Below are 24226 nucleotides of genomic sequence, written 5' to 3' on the forward strand. Positions count from 1 at the left end.
TTCATGAACATCCTCGCGATAGAATCGTCTTGTGACGAAACCTCGGCCTCAGTTTTATCTAACGGCAAAATTTGCTCCAATGTTGTTGCCACACAGCTCATTCATACACAATATGGCGGCGTAGTTCCCGAATTGGCATCGCGCGCACACCAGCAACACATTCTGCCTGTGGTAGATAAAGCCTTGACTGATGCAAAAGTAACAAAAAAAGACCTTGATGCCATCGCTTTTACGAAAGGACCCGGTTTATTAGGCGCTTTACTGGTTGGGACTTCTTTTGCCAAATCCATGGCGCTTGGCCTTGGTCTGCCGCTCATTGAAATAAATCACATGCAGGCGCACGTTTTAGCGCATTTTATTCAGGACCCAAAACCGGAATTTCCTTTTCTGTGCTTGACCGTAAGCGGCGGCCATACCCAGATTGTAAAAGTAACCAGTCCCTTGGAAATGGAAGTTATCGGACAAACCCGGGATGATGCTGTTGGAGAAGCTTTTGATAAAACGGCAAAATTGCTTGATCTGCCTTATCCTGGCGGCCCATTGATTGATAAATATGCCAAAACCGGAAATCCGCTGGCTTATACATTTCCGTTGCCCGAAATGCCCGAACTTGATTTTTCTTTTAGCGGGATCAAAACTTCGTTTATGTATTTTCTGCAAAAACAGGTTCGTGAAAATCCGAATTTTATAAAAGAAAATATAGAAGATATTTGCGCCAGCGTTCAGCATACACTGGTTAATATTCTTTTGAAAAAATTAAAAAAAGCAGCGAAGGAAACCGGGATCAAAGAAATTGCTATTGCGGGCGGCGTATCGGCGAACTCAGGATTAAGAACATCCTTACTCGAACTTGGACAGCAATTAAACTGGAAAGTATACATTCCCGATTTTGAATATTGCACGGACAATGCTGCCATGATCGCCATGGCGGCTCATTACAAATATTTGAATGCGGACTTCTGCGACCAGACAGTAAGTCCGATGGCCAGAATGGAATTTTAATACTTCAAAACCTTAGATCATGATCCTCTCAGAAATCTGGATTTATCCCGTAAAATCATTGGCCGGAATACGTTTAACGGAAGCTCAGGTTGAAGAAAAAGGACTTCAATACGATCGGCGATGGATGATCGTTGACGAAAACGGGCGATTTCTTACGCAACGGGAATTCTCAAAAATGGCTATGCTGGAAGTGGCCGTACTGGAAAATGGCTTATCCATTTCAAGTCGGTTGGAATCCGGAAATAATATTCTTGTGCCTTTCAAACCCGTTTCTTCAAATTCAGTTTCTGTAACAGTTTGGGATGATGAAGTGGAAGCTCTTACCGTAAGTGACGAGGTTGATAAATGGCTTTCGGAACAATTGGAGCGGGAAGTAAAACTGGTTATCATGCCGGAATCCACACAAAGAAAAGCAGATCCGAAATATGCCAAAAATAACGAAAATGTAAGTTTTGCCGACGGATTTCCATTTTTGATGATTTCCCAGGCTTCACTGGACAATTTAAATGAGCGCCTGGAATTGCCGATTGTAATGCAGCGTTTCCGTCCAAATTTTGTCGTGACAGGAACAAATCCACATGCAGAAGACGACTGGAAATCCATTCAGATCGGCGGATTATTTTTTGATATTGTAAAACCCTGTGCCCGGTGCATACTCACCACGATTGATCCCGAAACAGCCGAAAAAGGAAAAGAGCCGCTTAAAACACTGGCGACTTACAGAAGAGTTGGCAACAAAATACTTTTTGGCCAGAATGTTGTAACAAAACAAAACGGCCTGATCAAACAGGGCGACCCGATTTCATTAGTAGAATAAAAATTTTTTTGTGAAAATAGATTTACTCAACTCCATCTTCGTTTTAATCCGCAAATTCCGTCCTGTTCATTTACATTGGGCAAACCTCGATCTGGCTTCCGCGGCTATGATTTGTCAGGTTGCATTTAACCGTTTGCCAGTTGGAAAAACTACCATTAGTATACCGGCAAACATTGTTCTGGGACTGGCTGTTTTTGTTATTTCCTCCATGAACCGACTTCTGGATAACAGAAAACCAGCTAAAACGGAAATGAAGCGTTTTTTACCAAATCAGAAAAACCGGATTACTTTTTTAGAAGTTGTTGCAGGCGGATTGGTAGCTGGCATTTTTATAGCTTTTTACATGCCTGCAAATGTTTGGAAAATTGCGGTAGGGATGGTTATTTTCTCAGGACTCAGCTTATGGTTAATATCCATCTTACCCGAAAGAAGTCCTTTACATTCACTTCGTGCGCCGGTATCTGCTGTAATTTTTACCGTTGGAATTTTATCTTTTACGTTATTTTCAAATCAGGAAATTGGTAAAGAAATGAAATATTCCGCGGCTTTATTTTTTCTGATCATATTACAAAACTCTCTGCTTTCATCTTATTTACAATCGGTTGAATATCCAAATATTTCAAACTTTACGGGGTTACTGAAAGCACCTTTGTCTAAAAGGATTTTACATGCTATAACATTTTTTATAATCTCGGAAGGAATATTTATTTGTATGCATACAGAATTCCGCTACACACAACGTTTATCCGTTATATTGATGATAATGGCTGTTTTACAGTCTGCTATGGTACAAAATACCAGTTTTATGCAAAAAAATAAATACAAAGGAATGCTTGTAACGATGGTTTTGCTGATACCATTTTTGATTTTGTAATGAGAGAATGAGAGAATGAGAGAATGAGAGAATGAGAGAATTTTCAATAAACAAAAGCCCGATTTTCGAACGAAAATCGGGCTTTTGTTTATTGAAAATTCAACTTTTAGGACTGAGATTCTGATTCTCCGGATCCGTACGTTTGGAATGGGCTTTTCATGATTCCTCTTTCCGAAGTACGTACGAAGTTTACAACTTCGTCGCGCTCGTTGGATGGAGGTAATTCAAGTTCAATTTTCTGTAAAGCCTCAGCATTGTTAAGGCCTCGCATATAAATGTACCGGTAAATATTCTGGATCTCGATGATTTTCTCATTGCTGTAACCTCTGCGGCGCAATCCTACCGAGTTGATACCTGCATAAGAAATTGGCTCACGGGCAGCTTTTGTAAAAGGCGGAACGTCCTTACGCACAAGCGAAGCACCTGATACAAATGAATGCGCACCGATTTTCACAAATTGATGTACAGCACTCATCGCACTCACAATCGCCCAGTCGTCCACATGTACGTGGCCTGCCATCTGCACATTGTTTCCAATAATACAATTGTTTCCTACACGGCAATCGTGCGCGACGTGTGCGTAAGCCATAATCAAACAACCAGATCCAACCACCGTTTTCCAGTGTTCCTCGGTTCCGCGGCTTATAGTGGCATACTCACGAACAATGGTATTGTCACCAATAATTGTCAGCGTGTATTCATTGTTATATTTTAAATCCTGAGGCGTTGAAGAAATCACAGCTCCGGAAAATATACGGCAATTTTTCCCGATACGCGCACCTGCATTAATAACTGCATGTGAGCCTATCCAGGTACCTTCTCCTATTTCTACATCTGCATGTATCATAGCGAAGGGTTCGATTTCTACATTCGCTGCGATCTTCGCGTCTGAATGAATATATGCTAACTGTTGTGTCATTTTTTCTTTACTAGACTTGCGATCATATCTGCTTCACACACCAGCTGTCCGGACACATATCCCCGGCCGCTCATTTTTACAATACCGCGTTTCATCGGTGATGTAAAAACACATTTGAATATCACGGTATCACCCGGGAAAACATTTTTACGGAAACGGCAAGCGTCTATCCCGATTAGATAGGGCCAGTAATTATCAGGATCCGGTACGCTGCTCAATACAAGAATACCGCCGGTCTGAGCCATAGCTTCAAGCTGCAACACCCCTGGCATCACAGGATTCCCTGGAAAATGCCCAAGAAAATATTCCTCATTAATCGTTACATTTTTGACACCTACCACGCTGTTTTCATCCAGTGCAATAATCTTGTCGATCATTTGGAAAGGATAACGATGCGCAAGTAATTCCCCGATCTGCTTTATATCAAGAACGGGTGCTTTATTCGGATCGTATGTAGGAATGTCTCCTTTTCCAGACTTGATGAGTTTTTTTATCTTTTTTGCCAGCGCTACATTCGCTGCATGTCCCGGACGTGCTGCCAGGATTTGCGCTTTTATAGGCCTTCCAATCAGAGCCAAATCACCGATAAGATCCAGTAGCTTGTGACGGGCCATTTCATTCGGATAATGCAGTTCTACATTATTCAAAATTCCTTTTGACTCGTCAACACTCACTTTTGGCTTATTAAGCAACTGTGATAAATGATCAAGCTCGCCTTCTTGTACGTCCCTGTCAACAATAACTATTGCGTTGGTAAGGTCTCCTCCTTTGATCAGATTTTGTTTGTACAGTGCTTCGAGTTCATGTAAAAACACAAACGTCCGGCATCTTGCGATATCATCTTTAAATAAGGTAATATCGTTCAAAGAAGCATGCTGGCTGCTGATTACTTTTGAATTGTAGTCAACCATTACCGTCAATCTATAATCGGAGAGTGGCAAAGCGGCCATCTCGATATCATTTTCCTTATTTTTATAATGAACGTATTCAGGAACTTCAAAATAATTACGATAGGCATTTTGTTCCTCAATACCTGCATCCAGTAATGCATCAATAAATTTGATAGAACTTCCGTCCATGATCGGAGGTTCAGGACCATCCAGCTGAATCAGGACATTGTCAATCTGCAAACCCACCAAAGCGGCAAGTGTATGCTCAACAGTATTGATTCTGGCTCCGTTTTGTTCAATGGTCGTCCCTCGGGACAAATCCACCACATTGTCCACATCGGCGTCAACAATTGGCTGATTCGGTAAATCAACACGTTGAAATTTATAACCGTGATTGGCAGCGGCAGGAACAAATGTCATTGTTGCCACTACACCTGTGTGTAAACCCACTCCCGTAACGGATACGGACTTCTTAATGGTTTGTTGTTTTTCGTTCATTATATTCTCCTTATCTACTAAAAGGCTGCGGGGCTTGCGGTTGCCAAATTTGAGCATTATAGCCCAAATTTAATTATTTAATTTCTTTATATTTTAATGTTGAGAAACTTCTCTTTTACTTTCAAGTTCTTTCAATCTTTCTTCCAATTGAGGCAATCTTCTTGTCAATGCCATGGATCTCAAATGCTCTGTCAAATCTCTCGCAGGTGATCCTGAAAGTGATAATCCTTCTTTTTTGATCGATTTCCCCAGACCAGACTGTGCACCTATTTTGGTATTGTTGGCTAGGATTACATGTCCGGTAATACCTACCTGTCCACCGATAATACATTGCTCTCCAACGCGTGACGAACCTGCAATTCCGGCCTGCGCTGCAATGACTGTATTTTCTCCAATCTCAACATTATGCGCAATCTGAACCAGATTATCGATTTTAACTCCTTTTCTGATGATTGTTGAACCCATAGTTGCACAATCGATCGTCGAATTGGAGCCAATGCTCACATCATCTTCGATAATGACATTACCCAACTGCGGGATTCTTTTGTAAGAACCATCCGCCTGCGGAGCAAAACCAAAACCATCACTGCCAATAACCGTATTCGCGAAAATACAGCAATTTTTACCAATTATTGTATTATCATAAATTCTTACACCAGGGTGGATTATTGTGTTGTCACCAACTTCAATACCATCTCCCAGATAGGCATTTGGATATATTTTAACATTGTTTCCAATCTTGCAATCACGTCCGATATAGGAGAACGCGCCACGGTAGCCGAATGGCCCCATTTCACTGTTTTCTCCAATAAAACTGGGTTGTTCAATACCTTTTTTCCCGGTGGCGAGACGTTTCTGATATTCTTCAAGAAGTACTGTAAAAGCAGTATAGGCGTTTTCTACATATATCAATGTAGCGCCAATATCCTGTTTAGGAACAAAATCCTTATTAACAATTACGGCCGACGATTGTGTGGTATAGATATAGGATTCGTATTTACTATTGGCAAGAAAAGAGATACAACCGGGCTGGCCCTCCTCAATTTTTGCAGCCGAATCAATTGTAACTGTGTCATCACCAACGGTAGTTCCATCAAGCATCTTTGCAATCTCGCTGACAGTAAATTTCATATTCTCGGCTAATTTCTGGTAACGTCTTTGTAAGTAATAAAGCTATTTATAAAAAAGGCTCTTTTTTATTGTGTAAGAATTGACATCCTCACTAACCACGCAAAGATACATTTTTACCCCAACATACATAATACTTGCGGACAATCTTAGTGAGTGCTTCGATGGTTGGAATGTCGGAAGCATCGGCAATATCCAGCAAAGTGCCATTTTTCATTTTGACCTTTATGGGATCCTGTTCCTTCTCATAGGCCGAATTCGTAGTTTCTCCTGTGATCAGAAAGTATGACAACTCACTTTCCTTTAACCCCTGCGCTAAAAGTTTTTCACGTAAAGGTTTCAAAATTTCCTCCCCTGGCATTTCTTTAAAAAAGCTGATCTTAAACAAATGCCTATCCAGTAAGCTTTTACAAAGTGTGGACAATACTTCATCCGGATTTTTCGCCCAGCCCTTCACAGACGCCCATACGTCGTTATCATCCAGATTGTTGAAAGATTCTAACAAATCGACGTTCTCTTCAAAATCAGCAAGTGTAAAATTATTATGCAGGAAACGGGAAAAATCCGTGGTCGCAAATAAATTTTCACCTTGGGCAGATAATTCACGTGCACGTCTTAAAATTTCAGTAAGCATGGCCTGCGCGCTGAGTAAAGTTTTGTGCAGATAAACCTGCCAGTACATAAGCCGGCGCGCATGAAGAAAATTTTCTATACTCAGTATCCCTTTTTCTTCAACCACAAGTTGATCCTGACTAATATCCAGCATTTTTATCAGACGGTCGGCACCGATAGAACCCTCAATAACGCCCGTATAAAAACTGTCACGGTTAAGATAATCCATCCGGTCCATATCCAGCTGACTGGAAATCATCTGGTGAAAAAACTTTCTTGGATACACCCCTTCAAACATTTGAATGGCAATATCCAGGCGCCCGTCCATTTGCCTGTTAAGTTCCTTCATCATAGCCAGCGTGATAGATTCATGCTCCACGCCGGGTAATAGAACACTTTCAAGCACATGGGAAAAAGGCCCGTGACCAAGATCATGCAAAAGAATAGCAGCCTGGGCCGCTTCAAGTTCCGGTTCCCAAATTAAATGGCCTCTTTCCTGCAAAGCACGTAAAGCCTGGCTCATCAAATGCATGGCGCCCAGCGCATGGTGAAAACGTGTATGCAGCGCGCCAGGATAAACCAGATCAGCCAAACCCAGCTGTTTTATTCTTCTTAAACGCTGAAAATAAGGATGTTCAACCAAATCAAAGAGCAAATCTGAGGAAATGGTGATAAAGCCGTAAACCGGATCGTTGATTATTTTTCTTTTGTTCAAAACTTCTTTTTTTGCAAAAATAGTAAACTGTGAACGCAGAAAAGAATGAAATCTTATGATAATCATTTGGAGAATTAATCTCTTTCACTAATTTTGCACTCCGAAGTCTTTCCAAGATCAGGAAAAGCTGAAATAGTTAAGAAAGTTTACTTAATTATAAAAGCACGGGCCTATAGCTCATTCGGTTAGAGCAACTGACTCATAATCAGTAGGTGCCTGGTTCGATTCCAGGTGGGCCCACTTGAAAATCAAGGACTTACGAGATCATTCTTGTGAGTCCTTTTTTATTTGATACACAATTTGAGACACAACTCTTTTATTCCTTCTATTCTTCTACCGTTTCTCACCTTCAAGAAAAACTTGAAACCTCACCAGTCTATTAGCTTTTGGTATACCCAGTTGTCGTCTATTTCAATACATCTTATAACGTTACTCTAAATTAAATTACATATTCGTCAATCTCCTATTGCATTCGTCAAGTTCTTCTTCAGACTCTTCGAGGTCAATTTCCAATTTTTGATTTTTTTGCAGAGCCTCTTGGTAAGTAAGTTCTAGTTCTTCATTTTCATCTTGCAACACTTGGTTTGTTTCGCGTGCTTCTTTGTAATTTGTTTCCAACTCTTCTTTTTCATCTTCAAGCTGCTTCTTTTCTTCATTGCATTGTTCCAATTGCTCTGTTAGTTTTTCACTTTCTCGATTACAACTTGTCAAAAGATGAAAAGAATTTAACACTAGCAATAAGACGAAACCATTTAATACATTTTTTTTCATCAAGGTGTAACTTAATATTGAAATTTGAGTGTTTCAAAGCTTTTATCTCAGTTTCTGTTTACGCAGATAGAGAGGTACAAATATTTTTTGTTCAAATTTTAGCCAACCAAAACATTGACCATATACACAAGGTTGTATTGGTTGGGTATGCAGAATACGGGAATTTACGATTTCCTTTGTTACCGTTAAATAAGTTCAAGGACTACAATACAATATTAAGGTGGTAATATTACGGTTACAATTTATAACCTTCTTTATTTTTCATGAAATCATTCATTTATCTGTTTATTTTCTTTGTCTTAGCTTCTACCTCTTCTTTCTCTCAAAGCTTTTATAAACAGCCAATTCATCGTACCAATACAAGCGGCACAAGCAGTGGATATGTAAATCCAAACACAAATTATAATAGTGGTTACCAAAAGTCAAATGGAACAGTTGTTCAACCACATTACAAGACGCAGCAGAATCAGACAAATCTTGACAATTATTCAACACAAGGTAATGTCAATCCTTACACCTTGGAAAATGGGACTAAAGCAAAAGATTACTCCATCGATGCTTCTAACTATGGTTCAGGTAAGACTATTCAAACAGGAGAAAGAGGGGGACAATATTATATCAACAACAATGGCAATAAGGTGTACGTACCGAAACGCTGATTAAATCCTCTCACACCCTCAACTTTTACTTTTTAAAATCCCATTCATGAAGAATTATTTCTTGATTTGTATTTCCGTATATGCAATTCTCTCAATTAGTGGCTGTCGTCAAGCACGTTACATTACAGAAAGACACATAAAAACAGATATCGAAAAGCACGAAGTCGGAAAACAAAGTAACATTCGAACCTACAGCATTTTTAAAGGAAACACCATTGGTATGTCTCGTTATATTGAGTTAACCGGCTACAAGCTGAATGGAGAAAAGGGTTTGATTGTTGGTGCTGATAGGAATTATATTACAAGAGTAAAATATAAAGGTGCCGTTGCTGTTTCAGAATATACCAACGTTGACTTTATACACCTCAACATTGATCAGACGAAAAGTATTCTATCGAACTATTCAGTATTGGTGGAAAAGATAAAAAATGAAAAACCACAAGTTAATGAAGAAGTTTATTACGACTTTACGGTTTCGAAGGATTGTTTCATAAGTTTCAGAAGAACAAACATGGGAAACAACACCGAATACATCTACTTCTGGATTAATGGCGAGAAATATCAGCTGCGCACTGCTGTCTTGATTAATAGATTGAAGAAGTTTGTGGCTTACTGACAAATAAAATAGTGAATTATATATCATTTACAAATTTGTAACCTACTTAAATTAAACCTCCTTTATTATGAATGATGAATTTCCTGAGTCTGAATCAAGAAGAGCAGACTTGTGGGCAGGAAAAATGATACTTTATGCCTTTTTGATAGCTTGTGGATTACTTGGTGGAGGTGCTTTATATAGTGAGTTTGTCAATTCCGATGATTCAGGAATCGTTAGTGATAATAATTCTACCGAAACATTAGAGGGGTTGTCGCCAGAATATTTAGGTGCATATAGTGGAATTCAACCGTCATATGGCGCTTATGTCAATGAAAGAGTTACCAGTACTACAATAGGGATTGCACCAGAATCAGTGTTTACATTTTGTTTTAGGTCAGATAATATAGTCTTATTACAACGTCATATGGTAATGTCAGAAGGACCTGAGGAATATGTATGCAAAGGAACTTACGAAATACTTGAAAAAAGTAGTGGACGCACAAGAGTCAAATGTTCAATGGATTGCCTCACCTATGGTAGAGATGTTTCCTACATTTTAAACATTCGTACTGGTGGTAAATCTGCGACGTTCGAAGACCCGTCTGAGTCAAAAGCACCAAATTTTAAATTGGATAAATTGAAGTTCCCTTGTGAATGAAATAATCAATCAGGATTGATAAGCATTTTGAAGTTGTTTAAACTTCATTAATATTAGTCAAAATTAAATTCAGAGACCTAAATTATCTAACCTCATTTTATTGATAGATAAATTAGGTCTCTCTATCTTTTATCATAATTCCCCATTGAAATTACGATAGGTCAAACACCTTTAAATTTTTCCTGATAATATTAAATCTGTCAGACGCTATAAAATGCCATGACTATAATCAACGACTTCTAAAAAATCAGGGTAGGAATGAAACCATATAATACCATCTTCATTCCTACTTTCTGTAACCGAATATATAACAACATTTCCACGATAATCAGTAGTACCTCCGGTAACTACTCCTTCTCTTCCCGTTCTACTGTCTCTTACTCTTCTATTAAATAGATTCATGATTGTTTTTTTTAAAAAATTGAAATCTATTTTACTGAATATCAAAAGGATAAGCAAATTTTAATCGGCAAATTTTAGATATTTTTTAATTTTAAGAAAATCTCTAAAAGATATTTTACTTTGTCTATTAGATTGATTAACCGAATCATGTTTTCTTACTCCTTCACCCGCTCCACCCGCTCATTCAACTCCTTCCAATTTGGAACATGCGTTGACAGTTCTGCCCAAAATTGTTTTGAGTGATCTTTTACCTTCGTGTGGCAGAGTTCGTGTATGATCAAATAATCGATCAAAGAATACGGGAGTTTGACCGCTGCGGGATTTATCGTGATGATGTTTTTTCCGGAACAATTCCCCCAGCTTTTTTCAAGTTTACGAAACCGTAGACCTGCGTATTCCAAACCAGTTTGCCTAGACAACTTCTTAAATCTTGGTGTAATCCTTTCGACCGCACGTTCCTGATAAAATATTTCAATAGCAGCTTTTATCTCGGTTTGACTTACCTCTGGAAAAGGTAAAAGCACGCTGAACTTTGAGTGATTAAAATCAATCTTTGGTGCTTTTAATTCTTTCCGTATGATAACTTCCGTATAGTAAGAACGTCCCAGGTACTGAATTCGAGAACCTGTTACTATTTTTTCGTCTTCCTTTGAAGAAACCAATTCAAGTTTGTCCAGAATCCATTTTGCTTTTTTAAGAATCAGCTGGTCTGACTTTTCCGGTGCAACGGGTTTTCCTTTGAGAACAACCCCTTCATTTTTTTCAACCGTTATATAATGTGATTTCAAACTTTCATTTTCATGAAAGCTATACTCAATAAAGGTTGACCCGTACTTTACCTTACGCATTTTTATTTTTTCTTAAAACTTCAATCAGTTCCTTAGCTTTGGACTTCGCCTCCACTCTCTCCATCTTGGTTTTAAGATAACGAATTAATTTGTTTTCAATGTCATTGATCACCATTCCTTTTCCTTCCCAACCTACAATATTCAGTTCACCAGAAATCAAGTCAAAGAGTGTCCGGGTAGCGGCTTCTGCGTCACCGTTGTAAATCGTTTTCATTGACGAATAAACAGCACGCTGCTGTTCTGTTACAAAACCTTTTTGTTCTCCCTCTTTTTGAGATTGAATAATTTCATCCTGGATCTTTTCAAATTCTGCTAATAATGACAATTGCGAAATTCGTCCTTCTTCATGTTCTTTTATAAGTGCTTCCAGTCTCTCAGCGAGTGGTCGGTAAAAATCCGGATTTTTGTCAATGCTGACTTTTATAATATGTTTGAGATGATTCCTCATCTTCAATTCCTTTGTTGCAGGTGATGCGTTCTGAATTTCTTCTTTAAACTTTTCGCGGTCAATGATCGAAATAGGTTCCATAAGAAGGTTTTTGACACCTGACGATTTCAAATGTTCATCAATAATTCCTTGGAGCAGCAAGCTTTCATCCTTACTGATATTGAAATTATCATCATCAGGATAAGCATTACGCGCCGTTTTCTTGATCTGGTTGAACAATTTGAAATCATCAAAAAATCGCATTGCTTTTACATCCGGTAACACAATACCAATCGACTTGTTAAACTGCTTCAACAAATCTTTAAAGGAATCACGTTTATCCAAAGGTTCAATATACAGAACAGCGCCGTCGATATATTTTACTCTGTTATATGCTCTGTCTACTTTCATAGGTCTGAAAAAATCTACCAGTTTGGTATGATTCATTTCAAGTTTTGGAAATTCTTCACTGATATTTTTTAGTATGTCGTCAGGTCGAATATCTCCTGAAAAGATTTTTAAAGCTTCCAGAAGGTGACTTGTGATACCATTATAATCAATGATGTATCCAGCGTTTTTACGTTTCCCACTGCGGTTTACACGCGCAATTGCTTGTAAAAGTGTATGCTCTTTTAGTGGTTTATCCAGATACAGACAAGACGCAATTGGCGCATCATATCCGGTGAGCAACATATCTGAAACGATCAGAATTGCAGTGTTATCGAATTTTTTCTTTCCGGATTTCTCTGTTTCTCCTTCATTCCCAAAGGGTAGTTTGTAATAATCCGTCGCATCTTTTATGTCTTCCGGAGCGACAACCCATAGCGGTTTTATGTCGTCAGGATTATTTCTGTTCCATTCCAGCGTTCCGTAATATTCCTTAGCAATATCATCTTCCTTTGGAATACCAAAACTCACAATCACTTTTGTATCAAAATTGTGTACTCCTTGTGCTTTTAGTTTTTCAAATGCTTGTTTATATCGAACCGCTGCAAACCTTCCATCACATACAAACAGTGCTTTGTGACCGTCAGGAAATATCTTTTTCTGATAATGATCGATCGCATGAACAGCAATCTGGCTAATTCTTTCTGTTGAAAACTGGTATTTCCGTAACGCTTCCTGTTTCAGTTTCCCTTTCTTCTCTTCTTTCTCCTGACCAAATTTTGCTTCAAACTCAGCATCCAGTTCTTCTTTGCGAATATCAAGTTTTGCTATTCCCTCATCATATAATAGCTCCACGGTCGCGCCATCAGCAACAGAATCTTTTATGGTATAAACATCGATATATTCACCACCGTAAAATTCTCCCAGGGTTGATTTGTCTTCCTTGGAAATGGGTGTACCCGTAAATGCAATGAATTTTGCATGTGGTAAAGCTGTACGCATGAAGGATGCAAGAAATCCGTAATGTGTACGGTGTGCTTCATCTACCAGAACAAAAAGATTCTCCTTTTTGGAAAGTTCTTCCAATATCACTTCTTCACGGTCACGCTCGATCCACTTTCCTTCTTCCAGTATTTTAGTAACCTTTATTAGTGTGTTACCCTGTATATGTTTTTCAATCCTAACTTTCTCCTTCTCCTCTTCCTGAGTCTGATCTTCCTCAACAGTTGCTTCTTTATCCGTTTCCTGAAATTTCTGAATCGTGGTGGTAATAATTCCACCATAGTCATTCCGTAACAATTTCTCCAGGTGTTTTACGGAACTCGCACGTTTTACGTTTAGCAGACCGACATTTTGAAAGGTATTACTAATCTGACTATCCAAATCTACGCGGTCTGTCATAATGATCACCGTCGGATTTCCAAAACCGTATTCCGGTGCCTGTAATTTCCTTGTTACATACGCCATTGTGATAGACTTACCGGAACCTTGTGTGTGCCACACGACACCACCATGTCCCTGTTGAAGTTTCTCAATGGTATTATTGGTAGCACGAATCTGCTGATACCTCGGAAGTTTTTTGATAACGCGTCCTTCTTCTTTTTCGAAAATGACGAAGTGACGGATAATGTCCAGGAGTTTGTCTTTCTGGAAAAGATGGCAAATTAATTTATCCTGTTCCGTTTCAATGTTGTCTACAATTTCATCTTTGGGTGTGCGGAACACAGAATAAAAAGCTTGTGGAGAATTGATTGCACCATACCGACCACCAACTTTCCAAATACCAGCACATATTTGATTGTAATGAAAAAGACGTTCATTCAAATCCTGATAGGTATTAAGATCACTAAAAGCAGAATCCCATGCGGTGGTTGCAGATGGTGCTTTACATTCCAATACACCAACAGGAATACCATTGACATAAACGACCAGATCAGGAATGGAATGATTACCAATCCTGCTGAGGTACCGAAACTGGTTTACGACAAGAAAATCATTGTTTTCCGGATTTTGATAATCTATAAATGAAACAGAATGAAACTCTTCCTCTCCGTTAAAGTCCTGTTTCAGCGTGAGATTTGCACCTTTGATAAGCTCCCAAATCTGTTGATTGATCTCCATCAGAGAGGAACCCTGAACAGTTGTCAGTTTATCATACGCTTTGTACAAATTCTCATTGCTAATCCAGGGATTAAGTTTTTGAATAGCAGTTATAACCCTGTCTTTCAAAATCACCTCAGAGAAATCCTTACGTTCATCTATTTCAGCACCATTGATGTATTGGTATCCCAGCTGTTGAAATAACTGAATAGCAGGAAGCTCACTTTTCAAATATTCTTCACTCATAACGGAGGGTTGAGTTTGGATTCTATACAGCTGTTAATTCAGGTTGAACAACTCTTACTTTTCCTGTGAGTAGTTGCTGCATTAGTCCTTTTTTTAACTCTTCGTGAACACCTTTTTTTTCTTTTAGAATGCTCAATTTGTCATTAATTGTACTTAAAACATTTGAAATTTCTTTTTGTTCAGATAGGGAAGGTAACGGTATTGGAATTTTGGATAAAGCATTCTTTGTCAGCTTATACCTTCCGGCGCCTTGACGAGTCAAAAATGTAGTAAGTTCACGCTGATTGAAGTAATAGAAAAACCATTCAGTAATGCTGTTACTACCACCTTGAATTAAATGTGCGTGATTATTGACATTGAATTTTCCTTCAATAAGCAAAGTCATTGGCCACTCGTTCCATTTTAAAAAATGATCACCGTCTTCTCCAATAAGAGCGTATTTTCCGTTCACCCGATATTCATTAATATAGTCTTGAATTTTAGTCGGTCCGTAATATGGATAATTCCCCGGAATTGTCTTCCTTAAATCTCTATTAATTGGAAATCTAAGATTATTACAAATATTAAAAGCTTCTCCAACAGAACTAACTTTCCAATTTTCAGGAATCTCACCCAACACAGAATCCTGAAACTTCGTATGACCAATACCACGCGTCAGCAGTTTTTGCATTAACCCTTTTTTGAGTTCTTTCGTCTGGGTGATTTGTGCATCAATGACTTCTATCTTTTCATCAACGGTGCTGAGGATGGTTGCGATTTTTTGTTGTTCTGATTGCTGCTTAGGGACAATGATTTTAAAATTTTCAAATTGATTCCGAGATAAATAAGCTATTGTTGTTCCAGAAGAAAGAGTATTAAGTAACACTTTGGACTCTATCATTTTATAATAAAGAAAAAGTGTATTTGTAAATTCTTTGGGATATAAGCCTATAAAAGTTTGATTTGTGATTAATGGCTTTCTTGTTATTGCGCACCTACCTAAATCAGCACTGCATGAAACAAGCACAGTCCCAACAGGATATACTTTGAGATTCATGTTGGAAATGATTTCTTGACTTACTTTACGACCACTCTTTGATCCAGAAAGGTATATTCCATTAAAATCTTCAATTCTACACCAAGGAATATCTCCGTCGAAAACTTTGGGTTTATCACGCATGGGAACAATAAATTCTGCTACAATATCCTGCAATTTTACTACTTGCCAATCCAAGGGAATTTCTCCCAACTCTGTCATTTTATACCCCTCCTTCATAATCCCAATTCCATTAAAAAAGCGGATAATTTCTCATCAATTTCCTTTTCCTTAGCTTCAAGTTCGAGTATAGTGTTCTTCACCTGATGAAGATCCACTTCGGATTCCGGTTCGCTGGTATCAATATACCTGCTGATGTTGAGGTTAAAATCATTATCCGTGATTTCCTTACTTTCAACCAATCTGGCAAACTTGTCATTGGGAGCTTCTGCTTCTATACCGTAAGCAAAGTAATCATAGGTGGAAACGATTTTCTGAATGTGTGCTTCCTGCAATTCATTCTGGTTTTTACCTTCCTTAAATTCACCACTGGCATCAATGATGATCAACTTATTTTCCAGGTGTGCAGGTTTGGTTTTATTGATGATCCAGATACTTGCGGGAATACCCGTGTTGTAAAACAATGCGGATGGTAAACCAACTATTCCTTCAATAAGGTCAGCTCTTAATAATTTCTCCCGTATACTTCCCTCTGTACCACTTCTGAACAGTGTACCATGCGGAAGTACCACACCTGCTTTTCCATCCTGTTTCAATACAGCAATCATGTGTTGCAGAAATGCAAGATCAGCATAACCACGCGGAGGTATTCCATATTGGAATCTCCCAAAAGGATCTACGACTTTTTGGTAATTTGGTGAAATCTTTTTCTCGTTACCATCCTTATCAAGTTTCACTTCCTGACTGTTTTCCAGCGGTGTCCACCAACCATCTTGTGAAAATGGAGGATTTGCTATAACTCTGTCAAAAAGCATTAATTCGTTATGCTCGTCCCGGTGTTTAGGATCATTTAATGTATCTCCTTTACGTAAATCTGCATCGTTGTAATTATGAAGGAGCATATTCATCTTACCAATCGCCCACGTACCAAGGTTTTTCTCCTGTCCGTAAAGGGAAATATTGATATTCGCTCCAACTTTTCCATCTGGTAGTTCTGCTACATACTTAGCAGATTCAATGAGCATACCACCACTTCCACATGTAGGGTCGTATACCTTTTGTTTTGGTTGAGGTTTGATCAGCTGCACAATGGTTTGTACCACTCCTCGGGGAGAATAAAATTCACCTCCCTTCTTACCTGCGTCGTCCGCAAACTGTTTGATCAGGTATTCATAAGCATCACCGAGTAAATCAGGCGTATATAAATCCTGGTTTTTAAGACTGTATTTATTAAAATGACTGAGTAATCTTTGAAGCACCTCTTCACTAAGCTTTTCCTTATCACCAAATTTGGTTGAAGTGAGTACACCTTCAAGATTGTTAAGTCCATTGTTGTTTTCACGTTCAATCGCTGCAAATGCAATATCCAACGCAATACCAATATTCTCTGTGAATTTCTTTAATTCATCCCAACGTGCTTCCACCGGCACTTTGAAAAAGGTTTCATCCTCTGCATCTTCACGTGAAATACCATCACGTTCAATAATAGCATCTACCTCCTCTGTGTGCACGTCATTAACACGTTTCAGGAAAAGTAAACCAAAAATGTAATTCTTAAAATCGGAGCTATCAATGCTCCCACGCAATATATTAGCAGAATCCCATAACCAGGATTCAAGGGTTTGTAAGTCAAGTTTGGACATTTGGAAATTTGAGCAGCGGGTATTGTTAAATTCAAAAAGGAACAATATACAGCAAATTACTTTTCTCTGCTTGAAAATTTTGAAAGTGAAATAAGGTGAGTACCGTTAACTAAGTTTACCCAACCAAGACAGTAGATGTATATGGGGGAATGTTTTGGTTGGGTGGGATTACTATAATTAATTTAGTTCTACCAAAAGGCAAAAAAAAACTTAACAGAAACTGAAGTAAATTAGGTACTTAAATACTCATTTTCTAAAATATGTCAGTGAAAGTAAAAAGACCCCCAATGTGGAAAATGGTAAAAGAGGCAGTAGACTTCTACGGTGGAAATACTAGCCATGATCAAGTTCATGATTACATTCATAAACAGTGGGACTACGTTGGAGAAAAAAAATCTGATGGAAGTGTTGATCCCGTAAAGAAAGGTACAATATACGCCAAACTTAGAATTTTGGCTGTCAATGTGCCTGAGAGAGTAAGTTATTGGGAAAACCTTAAACCAAGATTAACAGACTCAGGATCAAACTATGACCTATTATTCTCCATGGACAATTCAGAAATCATGTTTTATGATATTAATATTCATGGAGTTTGGGAGATATACATTGCTGATACGGGTAGATTAGACATTCGTAAAGTAAAATAAAAGAGTGGTTAAGCATGGGACAAAAATCACACGACAATTGGAAAGGTGCGTAGATTTACCTATTTCAATATTTTAAATAATTCTTATTTTAATCCTATAATTATTCCTTTTTATGTTTTGGATATTAACTGTCATCGTAGTTGTTGCATACATAGGGTTCAATTTTTTCAATTCTTTAAATAAGGATGAAAACGATTTACAGCATCAATCCGTAAGTGAAAAATTTGCCGTTATTGTTAACATACTGAATGATGCAGCATTTAATGGGTCAGGACAAGTGACTCACATTGATAAAAGAGAATTTAACTTATATGATGGCTCAAATCAAATAATTAAATTTCAGTACAGTACCGGAAGTTTAACTATTACCTGGAAATATAAATACTACCAAAAAGAAATAGTGCACGAAAGAAACTTTTCCGAATCTCGAAACCTAAGTATTTTTGACCAGCAAAAAATAGCTAAGTCAATGATAGTAGAAATGAAACAAATAGTAGAAAAACACAAAAAAGATGTTCTTGGCATGTAAAAAATATAATTCTTCAAATATGATTAAATTATTCTGCATGCATTAAATAAGCGCATTACCTTCACATTACAGGTTTGTATCAGTGAAAATTCATCACCACAAAAAACTGTATCAAGTCTATTGTCTAATTTTCTCCCAAAAAAAGCTACAGAAGTATAGAGCTGGAGCATCATATTTTAGTTGAATATTCCATAAATCATAAAAAATTTACCATGTTAAGAACTGAGGCAACTATTAATTATAATTTTGAAGTAATAGGAAAAAAAGAATTACAAAGTTTAATAATCGTCTACCGTCTTCCTGATGGTGTCGAAAGAAAATATGAAATTCCCGTACCAGGCATAGGAGATACTCAACAAGACACCCGGGAGTCCCTTTGTATAAATCACCTTTATAATAAATCCTGGGTTTCTGTAAATATGTTATATGATTTAGCAAAAAAAATAAATAAACTGTCCCCCGATAATGACATTAGCTGGTTTAAAACGTTCTTAGTAGTTGAGAATTATCACTTAATTAAAGCAAATAAATACAATCAAGAAATTACTGAGCTTGTTACCGAGCGACTGAAAAAGGAAAAATTAATTTAATTACCTAAGAAGCTTTCCTAAAAATATGGCATTTGTGAATCCTAGCAGAAAGGTTGAATAAGCACTTTCATTCTATAAGAATAATCCTCCTCCTCTTAATAATGAAATCACTTGAAGATATTTTAGTTTGGGCAGAGAATTTTGATACTGATAAATACTCAACCAACGTCTACCAGGAATTAGTACTTGACAGTAAAATCCATCCCACCAGGTTTGAAATTATGGGAGCATGGAAAACAGGTTGTTTAAGACAAAATAAAGATGGTAAAGAGTATTCCGACGATTTTGGCAAATCATATTCCTATACGCTGAGATGGAGCGATCATACACCAGTTGGAAAGAACACATGGGTTTACATCAATGATAATACCACAGAAATCCTACCCCAGATACCATCCAAGTGTCCAACTAATGAACCTGCCATACTTAGTACATTAAAAGGCAGCAATGGTTTTGGTTTCATCTGGGGCTTGTTCACATTACATTGCTGTTATCCTGTTGAATATCCACTTTATGATCAGCATGTTTATAGAGCGTTCAAGAATATTGAACCGGATGGAAAACCATTACCCCTCAAAGCTTCATATCACTGGAAAGATTTTATAGCATACAAAGCATTTTTCGATCAGATGCTGACTAGACATGCCATTGATCATTGGATTTTAGATCGTGCATTATGGTCATATGGAAAATGGCTGAAACAAGGAATTAATATTGCTAAAAATAAGGAGAAGATAAAGTTCGAACCAGTTGCTAAAACTAATTTTCTTGAATTTATAAAATTCGACAACATGGAGCAAGAGTATACTCTGGGAGGTAAGAAGAAACCATTTTCTTCAAAAATAGACGAGAATATAAATTTGATCATTCAAAGGAGGTTTAAAGGTACTAAGCCTGACAACATCTCAAAATATTCATTTGAAGAACTGGAAGCAATCCAACTTTTTATGAAAAATCAGAATTGGGTACCATTGGCAAACAGCGTTTCTAACATGCAAAATGGTTCAGAAATACTTGGCTTAGGATCATTTGTGTTTAACAACATTAGAGCTAACCAAGTTTTTGCACAGTCAACAAGTCAGTTAGCTGCAATATTCGTTGTTGCAGGAATTTGGGATCTTGACAAAATGCAAATCAACGGAAAAGGAAAACGTAGAATGGTTTTTAAATACAAAGACATAAATTGGAAAGAAGCACTTATTGCCTATTATGCTGAACAAGACGCGGAATAACCCAATCCTTTAAATTTTCAAAAATGAATCTTTGGCGCATAAATTTGAAACCAGCAAACAGAACTGGTTATGATTCAAGAGAATACTGTTTGGAAAATAAGATCGTAGGAATTGGTTGGCCACTGGATGACATAACTGAATCCGTAACTTCGGAAACTTATGAAATTGCAGGAAAACTCAAATATCAACTAAATGCTGCAAGAGGTTGGTCGAAAGCATGGAACGCTATTCACTACACAATGCAGATAAATGATCTGGTCTGGACCCGAACTACCAAAGGAATTTACTTCTTAGGTCGGGTTGTTAGCGAATGGAGATATGATTTTTCATCTGATGCAATCAACCACGATATCGCCAACATTAGGGAGTGCGAGTGGATTGAAATAGGTCTTGTTGACAAAGTTCCTGGAAGGGTGATTAGAGCTTTTATGTTATCCAGTACTTTACAAAGAGTTGGCGGTAATGATACCATGACTTATTCACAGCAGCTCTACAATGATCTGTCAAACACCACTTTTTACCAACCAGATTTATCCTCAGAAAAAGATATTTTTTCGCTTCTATCTCCTGATGATTGTGAAGATGTTGTTGGATTATTTCTGCAAATCAAACATGGCTATCTAATGATTCCAAGCAGTTGTAAAAGAGATACCGTCGGATATGAGTATGAATTCATTCATAAATCAACCGCAGAAAAAGCAGTTGCTCAGGTAAAAAGTGGTGATAATTTTTCTATCAATCGGGACGATTATACCGATATTGAAGCAAAAGTATTCCTGTTCGCCACAAACCAGATATATTTGGGTCAAGAAGTTAATAACATTATTTGTTTAGAGTCAGAAGAATTAAAAGAGTTCATGACTGAATATTATGATGTGCTTCCTTATAAAGTAAAATTTTGGATGGCAAAATAATTGATTTTCAGTTACACTTATATTCAGCGTTTGAAAAATATGCTGTTTCTGGGTTATGAGTACATCACGATTAAATGAAAATGCAAACGATTGACGAAAGCCTTATTACTAGATTAGAACACGATGGTAACACGCAGACCTACACTATCAAAAACGGTTCTTATTTAAAAAATGTGTTTGCAGCATTACCCAGTGGTATAATAAATAAAACTGAAACAGGAATGGGTGCAACTTCTCTGGAATTAGATACCAGGAGAAATTCAATTATCGTTGAACCAATAAAAATAACGGCTTCAAGTAAAGCTCATAAACACAATGCATTCTACATAGGAAGTGAAACAAAATTTCATTCCAAAAAAGTATCTGATCTTGACATTCTGAATTACATTAACGACAAAAACATTCTTTATAAAAAGATTGTGGTGGTTGCGGATAGTCTACGAAGAATTTTTGATTTCATTGATAAAGAGGTTTTTAAATCTTATTTTCTAATGATTGATGAAATTGATTCTTTTCAAATGGATTCCTCATTCAGGGGCAGTATGGAACGGTGCTTAGACTATTATAAGCTTTTTGACAAGGATAAAAGGGCGATGGTATCCTCAACGATTATTAAATTTTCTGATCCGGAGTTAAAAAATGAATTTTTGACTACCATAAAATATGAAGCACCTACAAAACGCGAAATAAAGCTTATACTTACGTCGAATATTAACGGAGTTTTATTCGAATTTTTAAAAAAAGAACTTCCTGAGTCCTCTGAAAAATGGATGGTGGCATACAATTCTGTTAAAATGTGTAAAGCCATTATTGACAGGTTGGTTTCTGAAAAGATCATGTCACCTAGCGACATAAAGATTTTGTGTAGTGCAGGAAGTAAAGAAAAGGTGCAAAACTACTATATTGAATTAAACAGTAATTTGCTTCCAGCTAAATTAACCTTTGTTACCTCTGCATATTTCACAGGGTTTGATTTGGTAGAAAAATATAATTTAATATCCGTCAGCAGTATTCATGTTCCTTATTATACACTATCTGATAACAATTTCAAACAAATTGCTGGGAGAGGACGAAAAGGTCTGTTCTCCGAAACGATAATCTATAACTCTCGAAGTGAGCCTGTTGAACAAGTTGATTATGGCGTAGAAGATTTAGTACATGCAGCAAATATTGAGATTCAGGCGTTGAAATGTATAGATTTAAATTACAAAAAAAATCCAATACTAAAAACCACCCTGGATGAAATCAGAAGTCTCATTATATCCAGGACAAAATTTGATGGGGTCCAATTTGTTCGTTCAGACAAAGATGGAGTATCAAAAATTTCTTATTTGAACGTGGACGCTTATCAGGAAAGAACAAGAGTAAGACTTAAACTTTATTCTGACGCAATGACACTAGAAAAATCTTTAAAAGAAGATGGTCATTTTATAAAATTTGAACAGATTCATTCTACGATCCAAATTCTGGGAGAATCCGATAATAAAGATAAAATGGGTAGCCTGTCTGACGTAATTCAACTTTTAAAAAGTGTAACGCACAAGAAATCAATTCGATCGCAAATCGATTTTACAACTCTAAATCATTCCCAAAAGGAGATAATCATTTTCTTTGAAAAATTTTATCAGTACATAAATAACGCTCAGCTCTTGGATAAACTGACCATTGCATTAGAAGGTCGGGACAAAAGGAAGCTCGTTAATCTGGAGATTTCTTGTAAATTTTTCAGTCTCCCCAATGATAACTTGTTAAAACGGAATGTCCGATTTCATATAGCAATAGGAACTGAGTACACAGCGGAGGATTTAAGTAATAGATGGAATCAGATATTTCTGGAATCGAATATTTATAATTCCTTTGACTCTCCAATTGCGGCAGTTCGATATACCAATTTACACTTCAATGTAACCAAAAGAAGAGCAAAAAATGCTTCTCAGCAACCTTGCTATTATATAGAAGGAGAAAACCCTTTGAGGTTAACACCCATTAATAAAACTGAAATGTAATCGTTTAGCTATTTTTATGAAAACCTGTATTCCTACTTAGTACATAAATATATATGCGACTAAGTAGGTTTTTTTGATAAAATAGGTTCACCGCTTTTATTCTAATTCTGATAATCAGAAAGATCAATCGACCCTTCCATATAACCCTTTAAAACTATTGCTTGAAGATTTTCCGGAATTATAGTACAAATGAAAGTTACCCCCTCAGGTTTATATACTTTCTGAAATCTAACACTCGCTGTACCGGATTTTGCATCATATGTATTTTTATACCTCCATTTAAACAAGAACAAATTGGTCTCGTATTGCTCCTCTGTCTCTTTGGTAACCTTTTGTGTCATTGCGTATAAACGTCCGTAACTTTGACTATTAGCTTTTTTTGACATAATATTTGTCATACTTAAGCTATTGTTATCGTTGGTATAAAACGCAATAAAACCTTCATTTTCCAGATAACTTTCTGTTACGTCAACGTTGTTAATTTTTGCGCTGGTGATAATAAATTTACCCAGCGTTTTCTGCTGACATAAGGCGGTTGTGTAGCAAGCAGCGAGAAATAGTATCGTAAAATAGAGTTTCATATTTAATAAAATGATTTTTTAGAACGACAATAAACCCAATATAATGGGTCATTTTAATAACTTGCATAATTTTACAAATTCAAAATTATGTGTAGAATATTTGCAGTGGTATGGTTTGCGTTGCTCGTTTCATGTAATAATAATCAGCAACAAAGTGAGCTAGAAAGTCGATTGGATAATCTGGAACAAGAGAATAAACAACTAAAAGCAAGACTAAATAACCAACCAGAGGTCACGTCACAACCCACATATCCTGAATCTAACACTTCCTTAACTAACTACGTCTTTGTAAAATTATTGGTTGAGCTACAAGAATACGACGTAAATGCTGGGGGATA

22 protein-coding genes and 1 tRNA gene are annotated in these 24226 nt (G+C 37.1%); 13 read left to right on the top strand and 10 right to left on the bottom strand.

Features of this window, described 5'->3' with window-relative positions:
- Positions 1-3: 3 nt before the first annotated feature.
- The 3 genes from tsaD to FZF08_RS09035 are packed head-to-tail and all read left to right on the top strand — an operon-like array spanning position 4 to position 2693.
- The gene (gene tsaD, locus FZF08_RS09025) at positions 4-1002 is read left to right on the top strand and encodes a tRNA (adenosine(37)-N6)-threonylcarbamoyltransferase complex transferase subunit TsaD (protein WP_159468301.1); all 999 of its coding nucleotides are present in this window, start codon (positions 4-6) and stop codon (positions 1000-1002) included.
- A 19-nt stretch (positions 1003-1021) separates the two neighbouring features.
- Positions 1022-1819, top strand: a complete 798-nt coding sequence (locus FZF08_RS09030) for an MOSC domain-containing protein (RefSeq protein WP_159468302.1) — start codon at positions 1022-1024, stop codon at positions 1817-1819.
- Between the two features lie 10 nt (positions 1820-1829).
- Entirely contained in the window at positions 1830-2693 is an 864-nt protein-coding gene (locus tag FZF08_RS09035; RefSeq protein WP_159468303.1) for a hypothetical protein, read from the top strand.
- A 106-nt stretch (positions 2694-2799) separates the two neighbouring features.
- Here FZF08_RS09035 and lpxA read toward each other — a convergent pair whose 3' ends face one another.
- From lpxA to FZF08_RS09055, 4 genes are all read right to left on the bottom strand, one after another.
- Positions 2800-3612, bottom strand: coding sequence for an acyl-ACP--UDP-N-acetylglucosamine O-acyltransferase (gene lpxA / locus FZF08_RS09040; protein WP_159468304.1), 813 nt, complete (start codon positions 3610-3612; stop codon positions 2800-2802).
- Complete coding sequence (locus FZF08_RS09045; protein WP_159468410.1) at positions 3609-5000, bottom strand: bifunctional UDP-3-O-[3-hydroxymyristoyl] N-acetylglucosamine deacetylase/3-hydroxyacyl-ACP dehydratase; 1392 nt, start codon at positions 4998-5000, stop codon at positions 3609-3611. The genes lpxA and FZF08_RS09045 overlap by 4 nt, the downstream gene beginning before the upstream one ends.
- 93 nt (positions 5001-5093) lie before the next feature.
- Positions 5094-6131: a UDP-3-O-(3-hydroxymyristoyl)glucosamine N-acyltransferase gene (gene lpxD, locus FZF08_RS09050; protein WP_159468305.1), complete on the bottom strand. Its 1038-nt coding sequence runs from the start codon at positions 6129-6131 to the stop codon at positions 5094-5096.
- A 91-nt stretch (positions 6132-6222) separates the two neighbouring features.
- On the bottom strand, positions 6223-7521 hold the full coding sequence (locus FZF08_RS09055) for an HD domain-containing protein (protein ID WP_159468306.1): 1299 nt from the start codon (positions 7519-7521) through the stop codon (positions 6223-6225).
- 100 nt (positions 7522-7621) lie between these two features.
- On the opposite strand from FZF08_RS09055, the gene FZF08_RS09060 reads away from it, so the two are divergent.
- Positions 7622-7695 (top strand) — tRNA-Ile (locus tag FZF08_RS09060).
- Between the two features lie 204 nt (positions 7696-7899).
- Here the strand turns inward: FZF08_RS09060 and FZF08_RS09065 are convergent.
- Complete coding sequence (locus tag FZF08_RS09065; RefSeq protein ID WP_159468307.1) at positions 7900-8226, bottom strand: hypothetical protein; 327 nt, start codon at positions 8224-8226, stop codon at positions 7900-7902.
- Positions 8227-8489: 263 nt separating this feature from the next.
- Here FZF08_RS09065 and FZF08_RS09070 point away from each other — a divergent pair, with 263 nt between their 5' ends.
- The 3 genes from FZF08_RS09070 (at position 8490) to FZF08_RS09080 (ending at position 10141) form a co-directional block, all read left to right on the top strand.
- On the top strand, positions 8490-8885 hold the full coding sequence (locus FZF08_RS09070) for a hypothetical protein (RefSeq protein WP_159468308.1): 396 nt from the start codon (positions 8490-8492) through the stop codon (positions 8883-8885).
- 46 nt (positions 8886-8931) lie between these two features.
- Positions 8932-9501 carry a hypothetical protein gene (locus FZF08_RS09075; RefSeq protein ID WP_159468309.1) on the top strand — a complete coding sequence of 190 codons (570 nt, stop codon included), beginning with the start codon at positions 8932-8934 and terminating at the stop codon, positions 9499-9501.
- Between the two features lie 67 nt (positions 9502-9568).
- The gene (locus FZF08_RS09080; protein WP_159468310.1) at positions 9569-10141 is read left to right on the top strand and encodes a hypothetical protein; all 573 of its coding nucleotides are present in this window, start codon (positions 9569-9571) and stop codon (positions 10139-10141) included.
- Positions 10142-10698: 557 nt separating this feature from the next.
- On the opposite strand, the gene FZF08_RS09085 is transcribed toward FZF08_RS09080, so the two are convergent.
- Genes FZF08_RS09085 through FZF08_RS09100 form a run of 4 tightly spaced genes read right to left on the bottom strand, consistent with a single transcriptional unit; the run spans position 10699 to position 17389 of the window.
- Positions 10699-11391, bottom strand: a complete 693-nt coding sequence (locus FZF08_RS09085) for a M48 family metallopeptidase (RefSeq protein WP_159468311.1) — start codon at positions 11389-11391, stop codon at positions 10699-10701.
- A complete protein-coding gene (locus FZF08_RS09090) occupies positions 11384-14551 on the bottom strand; it encodes a type I restriction endonuclease subunit R (protein ID WP_159468312.1) in 3168 nt (1055 codons plus the stop codon). Before FZF08_RS09090 ends, FZF08_RS09085 begins: the two co-directional genes overlap by 8 nt.
- A 22-nt stretch (positions 14552-14573) precedes the next feature.
- A complete protein-coding gene (locus tag FZF08_RS09095; protein ID WP_159468313.1) occupies positions 14574-15806 on the bottom strand; it encodes a restriction endonuclease subunit S in 1233 nt (410 codons plus the stop codon).
- Positions 15803-17389 carry a class I SAM-dependent DNA methyltransferase gene (locus FZF08_RS09100; RefSeq protein ID WP_159468314.1) on the bottom strand — a complete coding sequence of 529 codons (1587 nt, stop codon included), beginning with the start codon at positions 17387-17389 and terminating at the stop codon, positions 15803-15805. Before FZF08_RS09100 ends, FZF08_RS09095 begins: the two co-directional genes overlap by 4 nt.
- Before the next feature lie 260 nt (positions 17390-17649).
- Here FZF08_RS09100 and FZF08_RS09105 point away from each other — a divergent pair, with 260 nt between their 5' ends.
- From FZF08_RS09105 to FZF08_RS09130, 6 genes are all read left to right on the top strand, one after another.
- Complete coding sequence (locus FZF08_RS09105) at positions 17650-18036, top strand: hypothetical protein (protein WP_159468315.1); 387 nt, start codon at positions 17650-17652, stop codon at positions 18034-18036.
- Between the two features lie 112 nt (positions 18037-18148).
- On the top strand, positions 18149-18565 hold the full coding sequence (locus FZF08_RS09110) for a hypothetical protein (protein ID WP_159468316.1): 417 nt from the start codon (positions 18149-18151) through the stop codon (positions 18563-18565).
- A gap of 212 nt (positions 18566-18777) precedes the next feature.
- Positions 18778-19155 (top strand): hypothetical protein, encoded by a 378-nt coding sequence (locus tag FZF08_RS09115; protein ID WP_159468317.1) that lies wholly within the window; start codon positions 18778-18780, stop codon positions 19153-19155.
- Positions 19156-19256: 101 nt separating this feature from the next.
- Entirely contained in the window at positions 19257-20387 is a 1131-nt protein-coding gene (locus FZF08_RS09120; RefSeq protein ID WP_159468318.1) for a hypothetical protein, read from the top strand.
- Between the two features lie 44 nt (positions 20388-20431).
- Complete coding sequence (locus tag FZF08_RS09125) at positions 20432-21301, top strand: hypothetical protein (RefSeq protein ID WP_159468319.1); 870 nt, start codon at positions 20432-20434, stop codon at positions 21299-21301.
- Positions 21302-21381: 80 nt separating this feature from the next.
- Entirely contained in the window at positions 21382-23307 is a 1926-nt protein-coding gene (locus tag FZF08_RS09130; protein WP_159468320.1) for a hypothetical protein, read from the top strand.
- Positions 23308-23408: 101 nt separating this feature from the next.
- On the opposite strand, the gene FZF08_RS09135 is transcribed toward FZF08_RS09130, so the two are convergent.
- The gene (locus FZF08_RS09135; RefSeq protein ID WP_159468321.1) at positions 23409-23888 is read right to left on the bottom strand and encodes a hypothetical protein; all 480 of its coding nucleotides are present in this window, start codon (positions 23886-23888) and stop codon (positions 23409-23411) included.
- Positions 23889-24226: the final 338 nt, after the last annotated feature.

Source organism: Dyadobacter sp. 3J3 (genome assembly GCF_009801115.1).
GTDB lineage: Bacteria > Bacteroidota > Bacteroidia > Cytophagales > Spirosomataceae > Dyadobacter.

Excerpts from the sequence above, each read along its gene's own strand:
- tsaD (WP_159468301.1), top strand. The coding sequence starts at position 4 with ATGAACATCCTCGCGATAGAATCGTCTTGTGACGAAACCTCGGCCTCA.
- FZF08_RS09080 (WP_159468310.1), top strand. The coding sequence starts at position 9,569 with ATGAATGATGAATTTCCTGAGTCTGAATCAAGAAGAGCAGACTTGTGG.
- FZF08_RS09095 (WP_159468313.1), bottom strand. The coding sequence starts at position 15,806 with ATGAAGGAGGGGTATAAAATGACAGAGTTGGGAGAAATTCCCTTGGAT.
- FZF08_RS09130 (WP_159468320.1), top strand. The coding sequence starts at position 21,382 with ATGCAAACGATTGACGAAAGCCTTATTACTAGATTAGAACACGATGGT.
- FZF08_RS09055 (WP_159468306.1), bottom strand. The coding sequence starts at position 7,521 with ATGATTATCATAAGATTTCATTCTTTTCTGCGTTCACAGTTTACTATT.
- FZF08_RS09030 (WP_159468302.1), top strand. The coding sequence starts at position 1,022 with ATGATCCTCTCAGAAATCTGGATTTATCCCGTAAAATCATTGGCCGGA.
- FZF08_RS09045 (WP_159468410.1), bottom strand. The coding sequence starts at position 5,000 with ATGAACGAAAAACAACAAACCATTAAGAAGTCCGTATCCGTTACGGGA.
- FZF08_RS09090 (WP_159468312.1), bottom strand. The coding sequence starts at position 14,551 with ATGAGTGAAGAATATTTGAAAAGTGAGCTTCCTGCTATTCAGTTATTT.
- FZF08_RS09075 (WP_159468309.1), top strand. The coding sequence starts at position 8,932 with ATGAAGAATTATTTCTTGATTTGTATTTCCGTATATGCAATTCTCTCA.
- lpxD (WP_159468305.1), bottom strand. The coding sequence starts at position 6,131 with ATGAAATTTACTGTCAGCGAGATTGCAAAGATGCTTGATGGAACTACC.
- FZF08_RS09110 (WP_159468316.1), top strand. The coding sequence starts at position 18,149 with ATGTTTTGGATATTAACTGTCATCGTAGTTGTTGCATACATAGGGTTC.
- FZF08_RS09065 (WP_159468307.1), bottom strand. The coding sequence starts at position 8,226 with ATGAAAAAAAATGTATTAAATGGTTTCGTCTTATTGCTAGTGTTAAAT.
- FZF08_RS09105 (WP_159468315.1), top strand. The coding sequence starts at position 17,650 with ATGTCAGTGAAAGTAAAAAGACCCCCAATGTGGAAAATGGTAAAAGAG.
- FZF08_RS09085 (WP_159468311.1), bottom strand. The coding sequence starts at position 11,391 with ATGCGTAAGGTAAAGTACGGGTCAACCTTTATTGAGTATAGCTTTCAT.
- FZF08_RS09120 (WP_159468318.1), top strand. The coding sequence starts at position 19,257 with ATGAAATCACTTGAAGATATTTTAGTTTGGGCAGAGAATTTTGATACT.
- FZF08_RS09100 (WP_159468314.1), bottom strand. The coding sequence starts at position 17,389 with ATGTCCAAACTTGACTTACAAACCCTTGAATCCTGGTTATGGGATTCT.
- lpxA (WP_159468304.1), bottom strand. The coding sequence starts at position 3,612 with ATGACACAACAGTTAGCATATATTCATTCAGACGCGAAGATCGCAGCG.
- FZF08_RS09135 (WP_159468321.1), bottom strand. The coding sequence starts at position 23,888 with ATGAAACTCTATTTTACGATACTATTTCTCGCTGCTTGCTACACAACC.
- FZF08_RS09115 (WP_159468317.1), top strand. The coding sequence starts at position 18,778 with ATGTTAAGAACTGAGGCAACTATTAATTATAATTTTGAAGTAATAGGA.
- FZF08_RS09070 (WP_159468308.1), top strand. The coding sequence starts at position 8,490 with ATGAAATCATTCATTTATCTGTTTATTTTCTTTGTCTTAGCTTCTACC.